Below are 14,837 nucleotides of genomic sequence, written 5' to 3' on the forward strand. Positions count from 1 at the left end.
CCTCAATCCTCATTTGCGGCCGCAAACGGTTTTTTCTGAAAGCCTTCGTCGGCTTCCAATAACAGTTCAATCTTGTTCTCCACTTGCTCGAGCTTGCCTCCGCACAGCTTGGAGAGCTCCATGCCTTCCTGAAATAACTCAATCGCCTTCTCGAGAGGAACATCTCCGCTTTCGAGCTTCTCGACAATGGTTTCGAGCTGCGTCATTGCTTGCTCAAAGCTTAGCTCCTCGTTCTTCTTGCCCGCCATATCTTTCGTCTCCCCTCTTCGAGTTCACTTGACAATCCAGTTTCCCGTCGCTCAGCTTGATCGTAATACGATCGCCGGGAGAAGCGTCCTCAATCGATTTCAGCAGCTTCCGCTCCTGATCGTCGTACACCAGGCTGTAGCCCCTTGACATTACCTTCAAAGGACTTAACGCGTCCAGTTGTCTCATCTGCCCATGAAGCGCTTGCTTTCGCTCTCTCACAATCGCCGCCGCAGCCGCTTCTAATTGGCGCGAAGCTCCGCCGAGCCGCTTCAGCGAGTAGGCAATCCTCTCGCCCGGATGATGCCGGTTCAATCTCGCTTGAAGCTTCTCAAGTCTGGAGCGTTCCTTCATCGCCATTCGATTCAGCCGGTCCCGGAGCTTCTCGTCCAATCGGTCGAGCTGCTGCGCTTGCGCCAGCAAATACTTCTGCGGATGCATGAAGAAAGGCGTCCTTCTCAATCGTTCCAGCCGTTCTCTCTCCTGCTGCATTCTCGCAGCCATGGCGCCTTCCAGCCGCTGCTCGAGCCGCGCGCGCTGCTGCTTCAGCTCCAGCACATGGGGAACCGCCAGCTCGGCTGCGGCGGTCGGCGTCGCCGCCCTGAGATCTGCGGCAAAATCGGATATGGTGAAATCCGTCTCATGGCCAACGGCGCTAATGACAGGAATAACGGAAGAAGCGATCGCCCTGGCCACTTCCTCTTCATTGAAGGCCCAGAGCTCCTCTAATGAACCTCCTCCGCGTCCAACGATCAGTACATCGACCTCGCCGAATCGATTCATAGCTTGGATGGCTCCTGTAATCGAAGGCGCCGCAAGCTTGCCTTGAACGGATACCGGATAAATGTAGACCGGTATGAACGGATATCGTCGCTTAAGCGTTGTGATGATGTCTCTGACCGCCGCCCCCGTCGGCGACGTTATCACTCCGATCGCTCCGGGGAACGACGGAATAGGCCGCTTGCGCGAAGGAGAGAACAGCCCCTCCTTCTCAAGCTTGCCCTTTAATTGCTCATACGCCAAATACAAGCTTCCAATGCCGTCAGGCTGCATGGAAGTTACGTAGAATTGATAATTGCCGTCCCGTTCGAATACCGAAATATTGCCTCTTGCAAGAACCTTTGTCCCTTCGCGCGGAATGAACGGCAGCTTTGCGTTATGGGAAGCGAACATCACGCATTTCAGGCGGCTGTCGCTATCCTTCAAGGTGAAATACATATGTCCGCTCGAATGATGCGTGAAATTGGAAATTTCGGCGCGAAGCCACACATCTCCTAATACAACATCGCTTTCCAGCTTCATTCGAATATATTTGTTCAATTCCTTAATCGAAAAGATGCGGGGCTGATTCGCCATTAGGGCTTCTACACCTCGATTCCGTTAATCCTTCTTGCCGCAGTAATCGTATTGTTCATCAGCATGGTGATCGTCATGGGTCCAACGCCTCCAGGCACCGGCGTAATCGCCCCTGCCGCCTCCAGGCAATCCTCGTAATCGACATCGCCCGCAAGCTTGCCGTTGTCCAAACGGTTAATGCCGACATCAATCACAACGGCCCCCGGTTTCACGTAATCGCTGTCGATCGCTTTTGCCTTGCCGATCGCAACAACAAGAATGTCGGCTTGTTTCGCGAGCTCCTTCATATTCGAAGTGCGCGAATGACAGATGGTTACCGTCGCATGCTCTCGAAGCAGCAGCATCGCGACCGGTTTGCCTACAATATTGCTTCGGCCGATCACAACGGCATGCTTGCCGGAAATATTCGTCCCGCTGCGCTTGATCAGCTCGATAATGCCGGCAGGGGTGCATGGAAGAAGGCTATCGTCTCCAATGACCAGGTTGCCGACGCTTTGCGGATGAAAGCCGTCAACATCCTTTTCCACTTTGATTGCGTCAATTACCGCTTTCTCGTTAATATGCTTTGGAAGCGGAAGCTGCACGAGAATGCCGTGAACCGCCGGATTTTCATTCAAGCCATGAATGAGTGCCAGAAGCTCCTCCTCGCTTGTCTGTTCTGCCAGTCGATGCACCTCGGAGTAAATGCCGAGCTGAATGCAAGCCTTCTCTTTCGAGCCCACATACACTCTCGATGCGGGATCTTCACCTACCAGAACGACCGCAAGACCGGGCACAACGCCTTTCGTTTTAAGCTTTGCCACTTCTTCTATCATTTCCTGACGCATTTGCTGGGAAACTTTCTTTCCTTCGATTACTTGTGCGCTCATCGCTAGTTCGATCTCCTTTGACGATTAGAAATTTTGGACAGAATGACTGATTCACGCGAATTGCAAGCACGATTCAGGCTTTCAATTCATTGATGTCTTGAAGCAGCTTGCCAAGAACTCCGTTAACGAATTTGCCCGATTCATCCGTTCCGAAATGCTTGGCGAGTTCGATCGCTTCATTGACAGCCGCCTTCGGCGGGATGTCCCCGCGGAACACCATCTCGTAGCATGCAAGACGCAGCACCTGGCGATCCACTCTCGATAAGCGGTCTACCTGCCACCCCGTTAGAAATTGCTGCAGCATGCCGTCGATCTCGTAGCGATTCGCCATGACGCCATCCACAAGCTCCCGTACAAATTCATCCGTGCTGCCGATTTCCGAAGGATCCGCTCCCAGCTCGTTTTCCTGACTGAGCTCCTCCATCAGCATAGCGACCGCTTCCGAGGCCGAGACCTCATTCATTTCCATTTGATATAAGCTCGATACCGCTATTTCTCTTGCTAATCTGCGTTTCATGTGAACTCCACATCCGTTCTAGCCTTAAATTTGTACCAAAAACAATGATCTCCTCCCTGCTCCGAATTAGCAGATCGCAAAATCCGGAAAACGGAGGAGATCACGCATTATCGAAACGGCCGAAACCTGTCCATCACGGTTTGCCATATGCGCTGCCATGGAACAACAGGAAGCGCTCCTTGCTCTTTCAGCTTGCCGACCCAATAACCCGCATAGACGAGAAGCGCTACGAATAGCATGTCCCAGAAGCCGGCTGCCAAATAAATAAAACCGAAAAACAAGCCCGCCGCCGCACCGATCAATCGCTTCCAATAGATATTCCAGAACTCCCTCCACATCGGTACGTTCACCTCTATTCTACGCGGCTTTTAAATGTAGTAGCCTGAATCACATTGGCGACAAAAACGGCAACGTTCATCACGGGAATGCCTGTAATTTCTTCAACATGCTCCTTGACCGCTCTTTGAATATCCTCGGTTAACGCTGGAATGGAGGTTTCTCCGTCAATGACCGCGCGAAGAATAATTTCAAGTCCGGCATCGGTAGCCCTCACCCGGGCTCTCAGCTCCTTCACGCCGCGCTGCTTCGTTGCCGCCTTTAGCGCCAGGTTCTCGATCGTCTCGATTGAGATGCGAATATCTCCGTATTCCGTCCGTTGATCAATCGATTGCGATGACGCAGAGCCGTGCTGAAGAGATACAATGAAGAAGCGAAAGCTGAGTAGAAACACGGCAATTCCGACGCTGATCACGCTAATGGCTGCCGCGTCCTGTTCATAGAGTCTGTCCAACAGATCGCGGGCCGTGCTTCGCGAAATCCAGTGAAACCCCATACAGACAGCGCATACGGATACGATGCCTATGATAAGGCTGTACAAAAACAACAGCATTTTGTCCACAACTTTGATCAATGCAGCCATTCCTCCCGTCAGACCGAATGAAAACCCCCAAGTGCCGAGCGGCATGCCCAATCACCAGGGGGTTGTACAATTGCAACGCCTATCATTTTTTTATTTCACGCGATTGCCCTGCAAATCAAATTCCTCCGGCTTCTCCGCTTGCTTGAAGTGGACGTCATGGATATGTACATTCACTTCAACCACGTTCAGCCCTGTCATCATCTCGATGGAGCGCTTCACATTGCGTTGAATGTCGGATGCAATCTCCGGAATTTTGTTGCCGTATTCCACAATAATCGATACATCGACGGCAGCCTCTCTCTGACCGACCTCGACCTTGACGCCCTTGGACAAATTTTTGCGTCCAAGAAGCTCGACAATTCCGCCGGCAAAGCCGCCGCTCATTCCCGCAACACCATTAACCTCGATAGTAGCAAGCCCGGCAATAACCTCAATGACTTCAGGAGCGATCTGAATGGTTCCGATTTCTGTTTTCTCGTATTCCGCAGCGATCGTACTCATGTTCGTTGTACACCTCCTTAGACTTGAGCGTTCCCCGGCCCGTGGCCAAGTATGGATCCGCATCTTATCTCTATACTATAACATTCAGCCCGAAATATGACAAACTATACCTGTCGAATCGCAACGCTGCTGTTAAGCGCGTTCCCCAGCGTTAATATCATGCTCTTCCAGAAATTTAATATCGAAATTCCCGTCGACAAACAAGGGATGATTAAGCAGCTTCAGATGGAACGGAATCGTCGTGCGAATGCCCTCGATGGCAAACTCCGCGAGCGCGCGCTTCATCCGCGCGATAGCTTCCTCCCGGGTCGCTCCCCATACGATCAGCTTCGCAATCATGGAATCATAATGCGGCGAAATCGTATAGCCGGGATAGACGGCGCTGTCGACGCGAACGCCGATGCCTCCAGGCGCCAGATAGAACGGAATATGGCCCGGCGAAGGCATGAAATTCCGTTCGGAATCCTCCGCGTTGATTCTGCATTCGATCGACCAGCCGTTAATCTTCAGATCCTCCTGAGCGAAGGATAACGGATTGCCCTCGGCAACCGAGATCATCTCCTTGATGAGATCGACGTTCGTAATCATCTCGGTTACGGGATGCTCCACCTGTATCCGCGTATTCATCTCCATGAAATAGAAGCTGCCGTCTGGACCCAGCAGAAATTCGAGCGTTCCCGCTCCGGCGTATTCGACGGCAAGCGCTGCGCGAACAGCCGCCTGCCCCATCTTCTCCCGAAGCTCGGGCGATAATATCGGACATGGCGCTTCCTCGACCAGCTTCTGTCTTCTGCGCTGCACCGAGCAATCGCGTTCGAACAGATGCACGGCGTTCCCGTGCTTGTCCGCCATAATCTGAATCTCGACATGCTTCATGCCGGTCAAATATTTCTCAAGATAAACGCCGGCGTTGCCAAATGCCTTCTGGGCTTCCTGCTGCGCGGCAGTGATGCCGCTGATCAAGGCTACCTCGTTTTCGGCGATTCGGATGCCTTTTCCGCCTCCGCCCGCCGTAGCTTTGATGATGACGGGATAGCCGATCTCGCGGGCAATCTCAACCGCTTCCTCGACGGTATCGACGAGACCGTCCGAGCCGGGAATGATCGGCACGTCCGCGTGCTTCATGGTAAGCTTGGCAACGGCCTTGTCTCCCATCTTGCCGATCGCCTGCGGCGACGGACCGATGAACGTTATATTGCAGGACTCGCAAATTTCAGCGAAGTCGGCATTCTCCGAGAGGAAGCCGTATCCGGGATGAATGGCGTCGCAATCGGTCAACGTTGCAATGCTCATAATATTCGTAAGATTCAAGTAGCTGTCTTTGGAGGCAATCGGACCGATGCAATAAGCTTCGTCGGCCAGACGGACATGAAGCGAATCCCGATCCGCTTCCGAATAGACGGCCACGGAGCTGATGCCCAGCTCGCGGCAGGCGCGAATAATTCGCACTGCGATTTCTCCGCGGTTTGCGATTAATATTTTGTGAAATTTCACTTAGGATCTCCTTTCAGCTGCGGAATCTCGGGCCGAGCAGCCTAACATTAGTCCGCTTTCACAAGGAACAACGGCTGTCCGTATTCGACAAGCTGTCCGTTAGCTACCAAAATCTCGACGATTTCGCCGCTGACTTCGGCTTCCAGCTCGTTCATAAGCTTCATCGCTTCCAGAATGCATACAACTGATTTCTCTTGCACGCGATCTCCCGCCTTCACGAATGCCGCGGCGTCCGGAGAAGGAGAGCTGTAGAAGGTTCCGACCATTGGAGAAGTAATCTGATGCAGGTCCTGCGCAGGCTTCGCCGGAGCGGACGGGGCTTCCTGGGCTGCCTGCTGCGGAGCTGCAGCGGCCTGAGGGCTTGTCTCTGCCGGAGCAGCGCCGTAAGGAACTTGCGAATATGTATGCGTAATTGGAGCCGCTTGCACATTCACCACTTCTGTTTTGCCCGGCTTACGGATATGCAGGCGCGCTCCTTCATTTTCAATTTCCAGCTCCTGAACGGAGGTTTGATCTACTAATTTGATCAATTCTTTGATCTCGCTCAACTTGAACATCTTCGTAATCACTCCTCTTCTTCACATAACGTTTAACATTATAGCATAAATACGCATTAAGACGAATCAATTTTTTTCCTCGGTTATTTTCAGCAAAAATCCGTTCAGAACGGGAGCAGTCTCCCCTTCTGAACGGATGATTTGCTTGCGGCAGAGCCGCTCTATGGAGCCGGTACGAATTGAACCGACACTTGGCTCGGCTTCACTTCCATAACGGTTATCACTTGATCGATAATGCTTGCCGCATCCTTTTTCTCAAGAGAATCGCTTGTCACGACAACCTTGTAATTATCATTGGATTTGTCAATCAGCGCAATCTCATACGTCTGCATGAGCTGCTCTTCCAAATTCGTAATTTTCGAATAATTATCTTGCAATGCATCGTATTCGGCCGCGGCGGCAGTCGACGCTTCCGTATCCGTGCTGACATCGGCGATCGTTGCCATAATTTTGTTCTCCGCATCCGCGTATTGCTGATCCCGCTTGGCCAGCAATTCGCTGAACAGGCCGCCGCTGGCAAAGCCTTCCTTCTTGAGCTTATCCAGAATTTGCTGGTTCAATACGGATATCGCCTCGCCGTCCTTCGCATCGACTTCATCGACGACAACCTGATTGTCGTTGTCGGCCACTTCAGTCACATCCTGTCCCGGCTGCACATTGCCCGACAGCTGGTCTGGATCATTCAGATCCTGCGTGAACAAGTAATAAGCGGAGAGCACCACCATTAAGCTCAACATGGAGACCAGCCAGATCGTTTGACGTTTCGTGTTCATTCCCGTTTCCTCCTCTTTATCTTCACAAATTGGAATTATTGCTTGCTTGGCACGACGGAGATCCGATTGACGGGGACATTCACGCCCTTCTCCACCGCATCCATGATCAGCCGTCTGACCATCCCGTCCTCCGCTCCCATCGCCACGATGAGAATGCCGCGAATTTTCGGATTGATGACCTTCGTGACAACGGGCTTCTGATCGCCGGATACCTCATAGAAAACCACTTGTCCGTCCTTCGTAATTGAGGTTTGATGTCTTGTTCCGCCATTCTTGTCGCTTTCATTCGTTATCGCTTGCGACTCCTTCTCATTCCTGGCGAATACCGTTTCCTCGGTTGAATCGATAGTAACCAGCACATCAACGGAGCCAACGCCGACAATCTTCTCCAAAATATCCTTCAGCCTCGATTCAAGCGTCTGCTCGACTGCCTCGAAAGGCGTTCTAGGCGAATCGCTTTGACTCCATGTTTCCTCCGCTTGCGGCGGCGGAGTCGCCTCCGTCTCCGGCGGTTCGACGCCCTTGAATGATAGGAAGGAATTAAGCAGCATGAGCGCGGCGCCAAGCCCCCCGATAATGAGCAGCCAACGGAGCGTCTTCACTCTCTTCACGCCGCCGGGGCCGCCTCCGACGGCCGACTCGATATTTTCCAGCCACTTGGCCAAGTGCGGCAATCCTCCTTCCCGTCGCCACAAAGGCGTCTTAATCATTCCTGTCCATCATGCTCGAGATCATTACCTTCATGCTGCCCTAAGCTTGCTGCCTGATTTCAATCCTGTTCTTGCTGAGGCCCCAGCCTTGCGTGAGAATGCTCTGGATTCGCGTTGCATCTTTATCCGCCACAGCCGCGTATCCTTGCGGCAGCTCCTCCGTTTCGGCTTCGCTACCCTGTGAAGCTTCGTCGCCGCCAGGGCCGCCTGTTGCTCCTTTGCCACTCTCCAATTCAACATGGATCCGGATTCCGTCTACGATTACAGGTTCGACCGGTTTCATGCCATTGTCCGATTCCTTGGCTCCCGCAGCATTCAAGATCACAGTAACGCCTTCGATATAGGGTTCTCTCGCCTGCGCTTTGCTGTCTTCCCAGTCTAGCGTTACCCTAACCGACTGCACGTTCAGATTCTGCTTCTTCATCTCATTTCCCATGGCGTCCGCCAGAGAAGCTTCCATTAGTCGGGCTGCCGCATCGTCCTGCCGCTCCCTGAGCTCCTTCGCTTTCTGCTGAATCTCCTCAAGGGAAGGCATTGTCGCTCCATTCTGACTAAGCCGTTTGTCCCATAGCACCATGCCGGCGTCGAGCCTCTCCGCAATATTCGATTGCATCAGCCGAAGCAGAGGCGAGAGCAAGGTTAGCAGAATGAACAATCCGACAACCAGCCTCGCATATCGCTGCATCGTCTTGTTCGGAAGCAGCAGCTCGACGAGCACCGCCAGCAGAATGACGGATACAATGTCTCTCAGCCAGTCGCTAATCCAAGCGATCACATTCAACTCACCTCCCAACAAGGTATGAAACCGCTTAGCGGACCATCATCGCCGCATTGCCTGCGGTCAGAATAATCGTTACCGCCAGGAAAAACATGAGACTGACGGCCGCCAGCGCGGCGAATACATAGATCATCGTCTTGCCTATCGTCTGCAGGCAGACAACAATCGGGGATTCGCCGAGCGGCTGCATGACGGCCGCCGATACTTGATAGATAAGCGCGAGCGCCAAAATTTTAAGCGCCGGAAACGCGCTTAGGAACAAGAGAATAATAACGCCCGCCAGGCCAACCGCGTTCTTCGCCAGCATCGAAGCGGAGATGACCGTATCCGCCGCGTCCGAGAAGGTTCGCCCGACAACCGGAACGAAGCTGCCCGTCACATACTTCGCTGTTTTGAGCGTTACGCCGTCCGTTACGGCGCTGGTTGCTCCTTGCACCGAGATTACGCCGAGAAAGACCGTGAGCAGGACGCCCAGCACGCCGATGGCGATCGTACGAAGCAAATTCGCCAGCTGCGTCACCTTGAAACGATCCGTCAGCGAGCTCGTAATATGCAGCACCGCCGAGAAGAAGAGCAGCGGGAAGACAAAGGTGTAGACGGCGATGCCGACAATATTGATCATTGCGATAATGAGCGGATGCAGCACCGATACGGTGACGACGCTGCCCATCGAGGCGATCAGCGTAAGCAGCAGCGGTATCATCGCGAGCATGAACGCGATCATATTCTCGATAGCGCCTCGTGCATATCCGATGGCGACATGAAAGCTGTTGACGGCGATAATGAGCAGCACCATGAAGGTGACGGCGTAGGCGATTTTGCTCACCGCATTGCGCTCGAAGGCGTTCTGCAGCGTCTCCAGCACCATGCTGAATATGGTAAGCATCACTATCGTTACGAGGAGCTTGCCGTTATACAGCACTTCATGCCAAATGTATCTGAGAATGCCCATCAGCATATCGGTGAGCTTGAGGCCGCCTCCTCCCGGCAGAAGCATTTCCGTAAAGCTCGGAATTCGCTGATCGGGGAAAAATCCGCCGTATTCGTCTCTCAGCTTATTCCAGTAATCCTCGATCTTCTCCGTGTCCAGCCCGTCTGCGCCTTCCTCGCTTATTTCCTGAACAAGCGAATCCGCATCGGCTGCCGCCGTCTCTTCGAATGCGCTGACCGTCGTCAGGCAGCACAAGAACTGAATGGCAATGACGATAAGCAGAAGCGCACCCGTTTTCCTCTTAACAACGGTCCTCGCAATCATTCCCATCAGCTCCCCGACGGCAGCATGCCGATGACCGTCTCAACAATTACACTTATAATCGGAATGGCCATAACCAGGATGAAAACTTTGCCGGCGAATTCGATCTTGGAGGCTATGCTTTCCTGTCCGGCGTCCCGGACAATCTGTGCTCCGAATTCAGCGATATAGGCTATGCCGATAATTTTGAGCACCGTCTTGAGATACAGGGAAGGAATGCCGGATCGATTCGCAAGATCATCCATGACCGTAATTACCGCTTCGATCTTGCCTATGACATACAAGAAGATGAATAGTCCTGTAAATGCCGCAAGCAGAAAGGCAAACATCGGCTTCTGCTCGCGTATGACCAGAATCAGCACCGTGGACATCAAGCCGAGTCCGACAATTTGGATCATTTCCACTGCGTTCACCTACTGAAACAGAAAAATCGTCTTGATTTCCTGAAACAATTCATTGAGCATATGCACGACCATAAAAAGCACGACAACAAAACCGATCAAAGTAACCCAATGCGCCATATCTTCCTTTCCCATCTGCTTAAGCACGGAATGGATCATCGCAATGATGATGCCGATCCCGGCGATCTGGAAGATGGCACTTACATCCATTTCCATATGAAGCGCACCCTCTTACATCATCAATATGACGATCAAAATGCCTGAAAGCAGACCGAGACTCTTCCACATCTTCTCGTATTTCCCTTGATCGTCTCTGGCTCCGTCCTCTTCCGTTTTAAGCTGAAGCAATGCCAGACGCAGATGCTTCATCTGATCTTCCTTGTCGCTGATGCCGAGCGTTGAGCCAAGCCTGAGCAAAACGCCTTGTTCATTGCTTCGCATCGCGGTCTCCTTCCAACCCCCTTGAATGGCAGCTTCCCAGCTTTCCCGGAAGGACAGCTCTTCCGATCCCGTCAATCCTTCTGCGGCGTTTCTGAGCATGGAAGCGATCGGCTCGGGTGAAGCTTCCGCCGTTCGAAGGATCGCTGTTGGAAGCGGAGTGTGACCATAGCCGATTTCCGTTTCCAATCGCTGCAAGGCATGGGCGAGAGCTCTGAGCTGCTTCGGCCTAAGCGCATATCGCGCGGCCTGCTGGAAGCCGATCAGCGTTCCCGACAGCACAATGAGCAAAGCTCCGATCAGCTTGATCACGGCTCATCAGCTCCCGCTCTGCCTGTCACGCTGACGGCCGGCGAGAGCTGCTTGGCAGGCTGCTCTCTGCTTCGCGGAGTGACAGCCTGCTGTCTCGGGGAGATGGGAATCATGCGATGCATAATGCCCGCATGGCTCCGTTTAAGCTCAACGGCTTGCGCGAATACGCCATCCTGAATAAGTCTCAGCAGCTCCGGCCTCCCTCTTGCGTCTTGAAAATCATAGGCATGTGCGGTGGCCACAACACTGACGCCGGCATGAGAGGCTTCGCGAATGGCCTTGGCATCCTCTTCTCTGCCGATTTCATCCACTACCAGCACCTCGGGCGACATCGAGCGAAGAAGCATCATCATGCCCTCAGCCTTGGGACAAGCGTCCATAACATCCGTGCGGGGACCGACATCGAAGGTGGGTATGCCTCTGACGCATGCCGCGATTTCGGAGCGTTCGTCTACGATGCCTACCTTCCTGCCCCTCCAGGGAATGCTTTCGCCGTTCGACCAATAGCCGTAGCTGACTGCTCTTGCAATATCTCTGATCAAGGTTGTTTTCCCTTGCTGCGGCGGAGCAAGAATCAATGTCGAGGAGATTGTCGACCTGGCGTGATCCAGCAGCTTCGGCAGCAGCTTAGAGGCCGCTCCCTGCACTTCTCTCGCGATTCGTATATTGAATCCTCCGATATCCCGAATGCCCCTAACCTCGCCGCTGTCCAGAATGGTTCTTCCCGCCAGACCGATGCGATGTCCTCCGGACACCGTAATATAGCCCCTGCGCAGCTCTTCCTCCATGGCGTACAAGGAATAATTCGTAATGCGTTCCAGCAGCTTGCGGCATTGCTCGTCTGTCGGCCTGTACGCTTCGGTCGGCTCATGATGAAGCGTCCCGTCGCCGCTTATAAATCTCGATCTTCCGCCATAGGCGATCTCCAGCGGTCTATTCTCGCGAATGCGTACTTCCTCCAACTGCTGTTTAATCTCGGCTGGAAGCTGTTCCAGCAGCCGCTTCACTTCAAGCGGCAGCAAATGTGCGATTTGCGACAGCATGCTTCCATCACTCCCGGAAATGTTAGTCGTTACATAATGTATGCTTGTCTGATAGAAATATGTCAGATGCGCATGTTTTGATAGAGTCGCCCTCTCTTATTTTTTCAAAATGCCGACCATGAGACAGATTACGCCGACCGCCACCCACAGAAACTTGGATGGAGACAGCTTATCCGATAAACCGATTAACCCGATGGTCGTTGTGGCCATTAAGATAAGCGGCCCGACCAACGCCAACGAGGAATTGACGACCAGCGCCTTGTCTATGGAATTAAGACGCAGCATCAATATCGCTGCGCATATCTCGATACTGCCTGACAGCACGCGAAGAGACGCCATGCTCATTACAATTTTGTTCAACATCCCTCTAACCTCCTCTACCGTTTTTCATATATATGCATGCTTGTCTTCCATTCATGACGGACACCTGCCTACGGATTGCCGCATATAGTAGATTATTGACCGCTCTTGGCGGGTCGACCATGAAGGCAGATGAGGAGATTGGTACAATGAGAACGGCAGACATAAGCATCTGGCATAAGCAATTGATGGACCCCAGCGGTCGGAGAATCGCTGATCGGCACAACCGGCTTGGCAAGACTATGGTAATCGACAAGGGCATGGGGCTTAGCGCCTTTCGGGATTTTCTTGACGTGTCCGGGCAGTATGCGGATATGATCAAGCTTGGCTTCGGCACGGCTGTGCTGTACCCGCCCGAACTGCTTCGCGGGAAGCTGGAAGCGGCGTCAGAGAAGGGCATTATTATTCTTCCCGGCGGCACGCTGCTCGAGGCCGCCATAGCCCAGCAAGCGGTATCTTCGTTCCTGGACACGATCTGCGAGCTAGGCTTCAGCGGATTGGAGGTTTCCGATGGCACGATCGAGCTTGATCGCAAGCGTCGCACCGCTCTTATCAACGAAGGCGTGAAGCGCGGTCTGTACGTCATGACGGAATATGGCAAGAAAGCTGCCGGTTCGGCGATAGATCCGGATGAGCTCGCATTCACTGCCGAATGCGATTTTGACGCAGGAGCGGAGCTGGTCACGATTGAAGCGAGAGAATCCGGCATTGATATCGGTCTATTCGATGAACAGGGGCGCTGCAAGGAGGATGTACTGCATGAAGTGCTGGAGAAGGTCGGCAGCTGCGGCCGCATAATGTGGGAAGCTCCGCTGAAATCCCAACAAGCGGAGCTGCTGAATCAATTCGGACCGAGCGTGCATCTCGGCAACGTCGCTCCGGCTGACGCGCTTGCTTTGGAAGCGATGCGACGGGGTCTTCGTTCCGATACGTTCGACTTCGGCAATCGCGAGGAAATGATCGACTATATGATTTAAGAAGGAAGGAATCGTCTTATGCACGCTCATGTCATCTCCTCTGTGAATGAAGCCTGCGCTGCAAATTTCCATCACAAAACAGCGATTGTCATTGACGTTCTAAGGGCGACAAGCACCATAACGGCGGCATTGGCGGCCGGCGCTTCATGTGTCATTCCTGCCGAGACCGTCATGGATGCGAAAGGCTTGCAGCAAGAAGGAGATATTCTTGGAGGAGAGAGATTTTGCAAGAAAATTGCAGGGTTCCATCTTGGCAACTCGCCGCTCGAATATCAGCCGAGCCTCGTAGAGGGACGAAGAATCATTCTTACGACGACCAATGGCACTAGAGCGATTCACAAATCGCTTCGCGCGGATCATGTGCTCGCCGCCTCGCTTCTCAACGCGGAAGCCTGCGCCAAGCTGGCGATTGAGCTTAGGCGAGATCTTGTCATTGTATGCGCGGGCACGAATGATGATTTCGCCATGGAGGACGGCCTATGCGCCGGACTATTAATCGATTGCTTGCGAAGTCTTGCCGGGATTCCCGTAGAAGTCAATGATTTCGGCGAAGCGATGCACAGCATGTATCGATTCAAAGCCGAATGCATAGAGCAATCGCTCATCTCCTGCGCTTCGGGCAAACGACTGTCGAAGCTTGGGCTGCAAGAAGACATCGTCGCTTGCTCGCTAGTGAATTCATGCTCCCATGTGCCAAGGCTCGTCGATCACAAGCTGATCTGATAGACATATCCTGGTCAGCCCGTCCATATACTTTCATAAGGTTAATTCTTCTTAACCTTTCATCATTATCGGATGGGAGTTCATCGCATGGCGGGAAATATAGTATTAGTCGCATTAATCATAATAGGCGTTATCGGCCGATCCTCCATTATTGCAACCGCAGCCTGCCTGCTTCTCGCAGTCAAGCTCGTTCATCTCGATCGATTCCTTCCGGGAATCGAGAGACGCGGGCTGGAGCTCGGCCTTTTGTTTCTAACCTTAAGCGTGCTGGTGCCTTTTGCCGCAGGGAAAATTCAGATGAAGGATTTCACCGCAGCGCTTACATCCTGGCCCGGCATTCTGGCTCTTCTCGGCGGCGCCGCCGCCACTTATATTAACAGCAAGGGACTTGATCTGCTCCGACTTGATCCTCAGATTATCGTCGGCCTTGTGCTCGGCTCCATCATCGGCATCGTCTTCTTGAGAGGCATACCGGTAGGTCCGTTAATGGCGGCGGGCATTACGGCAATTCTGTACAAGCTTTTTCGATTAATCAGCGGTTGAATGACAAAAGAAGAGGATGCCGGGGAATGGCCATAAGCCCTTCTCCGGCATCCTCTATTCTCGAACAT

Annotated in this window: 21 protein-coding genes; 3 read left to right on the forward strand and 18 right to left on the reverse strand. The window is 52.9% G+C overall.

Features of this window, described 5'->3' with window-relative positions; all coding sequences use genetic code 11:
• Window positions 1–2: 2 nt before the first annotated feature.
• The 18 genes from xseB to HFP08_RS04205 all read right to left on the reverse strand — a co-directional run bounded on the left by xseB (window position 3) and on the right by HFP08_RS04205 (window position 12,529).
• A complete protein-coding gene (gene xseB / locus HFP08_RS04120; RefSeq protein WP_168119236.1) occupies window positions 3–248 on the reverse strand; it encodes an exodeoxyribonuclease VII small subunit in 246 nt (81 codons plus the stop codon).
• Window positions 214–1,602: an exodeoxyribonuclease VII large subunit gene (xseA, locus tag HFP08_RS04125; protein ID WP_168119237.1), complete on the reverse strand. Its 1,389-nt coding sequence runs from the start codon at window positions 1,600–1,602 to the stop codon at window positions 214–216. The genes xseB and xseA overlap by 35 nt, the downstream gene beginning before the upstream one ends.
• 8 nt (window positions 1,603–1,610) lie before the next feature.
• Entirely contained in the window at window positions 1,611–2,471 is an 861-nt protein-coding gene (gene folD / locus HFP08_RS04130; protein WP_168119238.1) for a bifunctional methylenetetrahydrofolate dehydrogenase/methenyltetrahydrofolate cyclohydrolase FolD, read from the reverse strand.
• A 73-nt stretch (window positions 2,472–2,544) separates the two neighbouring features.
• Window positions 2,545–2,988, reverse strand: coding sequence for a transcription antitermination factor NusB (gene nusB, locus HFP08_RS04135; protein WP_168119239.1), 444 nt, complete (start codon window positions 2,986–2,988; stop codon window positions 2,545–2,547).
• A gap of 107 nt (window positions 2,989–3,095) precedes the next feature.
• The gene (locus HFP08_RS04140; protein WP_168119240.1) at window positions 3,096–3,326 is read right to left on the reverse strand and encodes a DUF2273 domain-containing protein; all 231 of its coding nucleotides are present in this window, start codon (window positions 3,324–3,326) and stop codon (window positions 3,096–3,098) included.
• 14 nt (window positions 3,327–3,340) lie between these two features.
• Window positions 3,341–3,898, reverse strand: coding sequence for an alkaline shock response membrane anchor protein AmaP (gene amaP, locus HFP08_RS04145; RefSeq protein WP_168119241.1), 558 nt, complete (start codon window positions 3,896–3,898; stop codon window positions 3,341–3,343).
• 99 nt (window positions 3,899–3,997) lie between these two features.
• Window positions 3,998–4,408: an Asp23/Gls24 family envelope stress response protein gene (locus HFP08_RS04150; protein WP_168119242.1), complete on the reverse strand. Its 411-nt coding sequence runs from the start codon at window positions 4,406–4,408 to the stop codon at window positions 3,998–4,000.
• 132 nt (window positions 4,409–4,540) lie between these two features.
• Window positions 4,541–5,902, reverse strand: a complete 1,362-nt coding sequence (accC, locus tag HFP08_RS04155) for an acetyl-CoA carboxylase biotin carboxylase subunit (RefSeq protein WP_168119243.1) — start codon at window positions 5,900–5,902, stop codon at window positions 4,541–4,543.
• A gap of 47 nt (window positions 5,903–5,949) precedes the next feature.
• Window positions 5,950–6,459 (reverse strand): acetyl-CoA carboxylase biotin carboxyl carrier protein, encoded by a 510-nt coding sequence (accB, locus tag HFP08_RS04160; protein ID WP_168119244.1) that lies wholly within the window; start codon window positions 6,457–6,459, stop codon window positions 5,950–5,952.
• Window positions 6,460–6,620: 161 nt separating this feature from the next.
• Window positions 6,621–7,232 (reverse strand): SpoIIIAH-like family protein, encoded by a 612-nt coding sequence (locus HFP08_RS04165; RefSeq protein WP_168119245.1) that lies wholly within the window; start codon window positions 7,230–7,232, stop codon window positions 6,621–6,623.
• Between the two features lie 35 nt (window positions 7,233–7,267).
• A complete protein-coding gene (spoIIIAG, locus tag HFP08_RS04170) occupies window positions 7,268–7,897 on the reverse strand; it encodes a stage III sporulation protein AG (protein ID WP_168119246.1) in 630 nt (209 codons plus the stop codon).
• 85 nt (window positions 7,898–7,982) lie between these two features.
• On the reverse strand, window positions 7,983–8,717 hold the full coding sequence (spoIIIAF, locus tag HFP08_RS04175) for a stage III sporulation protein AF (protein ID WP_168119247.1): 735 nt from the start codon (window positions 8,715–8,717) through the stop codon (window positions 7,983–7,985).
• Window positions 8,718–8,751: 34 nt separating this feature from the next.
• Complete coding sequence (gene spoIIIAE, locus HFP08_RS04180) at window positions 8,752–9,975, reverse strand: stage III sporulation protein AE (RefSeq protein WP_168119248.1); 1,224 nt, start codon at window positions 9,973–9,975, stop codon at window positions 8,752–8,754.
• Window positions 9,976–9,980: 5 nt separating this feature from the next.
• Window positions 9,981–10,376, reverse strand: a complete 396-nt coding sequence (gene spoIIIAD / locus HFP08_RS04185) for a stage III sporulation protein AD (protein WP_168119249.1) — start codon at window positions 10,374–10,376, stop codon at window positions 9,981–9,983.
• 9 nt (window positions 10,377–10,385) lie between these two features.
• Entirely contained in the window at window positions 10,386–10,589 is a 204-nt protein-coding gene (spoIIIAC, locus tag HFP08_RS04190) for a stage III sporulation protein AC (RefSeq protein WP_168119250.1), read from the reverse strand.
• Window positions 10,590–10,604: 15 nt separating this feature from the next.
• The gene (gene spoIIIAB, locus HFP08_RS04195) at window positions 10,605–11,123 is read right to left on the reverse strand and encodes a stage III sporulation protein SpoIIIAB (RefSeq protein ID WP_168119251.1); all 519 of its coding nucleotides are present in this window, start codon (window positions 11,121–11,123) and stop codon (window positions 10,605–10,607) included.
• Window positions 11,120–12,166: a stage III sporulation protein AA gene (gene spoIIIAA, locus HFP08_RS04200; protein WP_168119252.1), complete on the reverse strand. Its 1,047-nt coding sequence runs from the start codon at window positions 12,164–12,166 to the stop codon at window positions 11,120–11,122. The genes spoIIIAB and spoIIIAA overlap by 4 nt, the downstream gene beginning before the upstream one ends.
• 96 nt (window positions 12,167–12,262) lie before the next feature.
• Window positions 12,263–12,529 (reverse strand): YqhV family protein, encoded by a 267-nt coding sequence (locus HFP08_RS04205; RefSeq protein ID WP_168119253.1) that lies wholly within the window; start codon window positions 12,527–12,529, stop codon window positions 12,263–12,265.
• A 146-nt stretch (window positions 12,530–12,675) separates the two neighbouring features.
• On the opposite strand from HFP08_RS04205, the gene comA reads away from it, so the two are divergent.
• The 3 genes from comA (at window position 12,676) to HFP08_RS04220 (ending at window position 14,769) form a co-directional block, all read left to right on the forward strand.
• On the forward strand, window positions 12,676–13,503 hold the full coding sequence (gene comA / locus HFP08_RS04210) for a phosphosulfolactate synthase (RefSeq protein WP_168119254.1): 828 nt from the start codon (window positions 12,676–12,678) through the stop codon (window positions 13,501–13,503).
• An 18-nt stretch (window positions 13,504–13,521) separates the two neighbouring features.
• The gene (locus HFP08_RS04215; protein WP_168119255.1) at window positions 13,522–14,226 is read left to right on the forward strand and encodes a 2-phosphosulfolactate phosphatase; all 705 of its coding nucleotides are present in this window, start codon (window positions 13,522–13,524) and stop codon (window positions 14,224–14,226) included.
• 87 nt (window positions 14,227–14,313) lie between these two features.
• Window positions 14,314–14,769: a DUF441 domain-containing protein gene (locus tag HFP08_RS04220; RefSeq protein ID WP_168119256.1), complete on the forward strand. Its 456-nt coding sequence runs from the start codon at window positions 14,314–14,316 to the stop codon at window positions 14,767–14,769.
• Window positions 14,770–14,837: the final 68 nt, after the last annotated feature.

It is taken from the genome of Paenibacillus sp. HB172176, assembly GCF_011947265.1.
GTDB lineage: Bacteria > Bacillota > Bacilli > Paenibacillales > Paenibacillaceae > Pristimantibacillus.

Excerpts from the sequence above, each read along its gene's own strand:
- folD (WP_168119238.1), bottom strand. The coding sequence starts at position 2,471 with ATGAGCGCACAAGTAATCGAAGGAAAGAAAGTTTCCCAGCAAATGCGT.
- nusB (WP_168119239.1), bottom strand. The coding sequence starts at position 2,988 with ATGAAACGCAGATTAGCAAGAGAAATAGCGGTATCGAGCTTATATCAA.
- xseB (WP_168119236.1), bottom strand. The coding sequence starts at position 248 with ATGGCGGGCAAGAAGAACGAGGAGCTAAGCTTTGAGCAAGCAATGACG.
- accB (WP_168119244.1), bottom strand. The coding sequence starts at position 6,459 with ATGTTCAAGTTGAGCGAGATCAAAGAATTGATCAAATTAGTAGATCAA.
- HFP08_RS04220 (WP_168119256.1), top strand. The coding sequence starts at position 14,314 with ATGGCGGGAAATATAGTATTAGTCGCATTAATCATAATAGGCGTTATC.
- HFP08_RS04150 (WP_168119242.1), bottom strand. The coding sequence starts at position 4,408 with ATGAGTACGATCGCTGCGGAATACGAGAAAACAGAAATCGGAACCATT.
- HFP08_RS04205 (WP_168119253.1), bottom strand. The coding sequence starts at position 12,529 with ATGTTGAACAAAATTGTAATGAGCATGGCGTCTCTTCGCGTGCTGTCA.
- spoIIIAE (WP_168119248.1), bottom strand. The coding sequence starts at position 9,975 with ATGATTGCGAGGACCGTTGTTAAGAGGAAAACGGGTGCGCTTCTGCTT.
- HFP08_RS04165 (WP_168119245.1), bottom strand. The coding sequence starts at position 7,232 with ATGAACACGAAACGTCAAACGATCTGGCTGGTCTCCATGTTGAGCTTA.
- comA (WP_168119254.1), top strand. The coding sequence starts at position 12,676 with ATGAGAACGGCAGACATAAGCATCTGGCATAAGCAATTGATGGACCCC.
- HFP08_RS04140 (WP_168119240.1), bottom strand. The coding sequence starts at position 3,326 with ATGTGGAGGGAGTTCTGGAATATCTATTGGAAGCGATTGATCGGTGCG.
- xseA (WP_168119237.1), bottom strand. The coding sequence starts at position 1,602 with ATGGCGAATCAGCCCCGCATCTTTTCGATTAAGGAATTGAACAAATAT.
- spoIIIAC (WP_168119250.1), bottom strand. The coding sequence starts at position 10,589 with ATGGAAATGGATGTAAGTGCCATCTTCCAGATCGCCGGGATCGGCATC.
- spoIIIAA (WP_168119252.1), bottom strand. The coding sequence starts at position 12,166 with ATGCTGTCGCAAATCGCACATTTGCTGCCGCTTGAAGTGAAGCGGCTG.
- HFP08_RS04215 (WP_168119255.1), top strand. The coding sequence starts at position 13,522 with ATGCACGCTCATGTCATCTCCTCTGTGAATGAAGCCTGCGCTGCAAAT.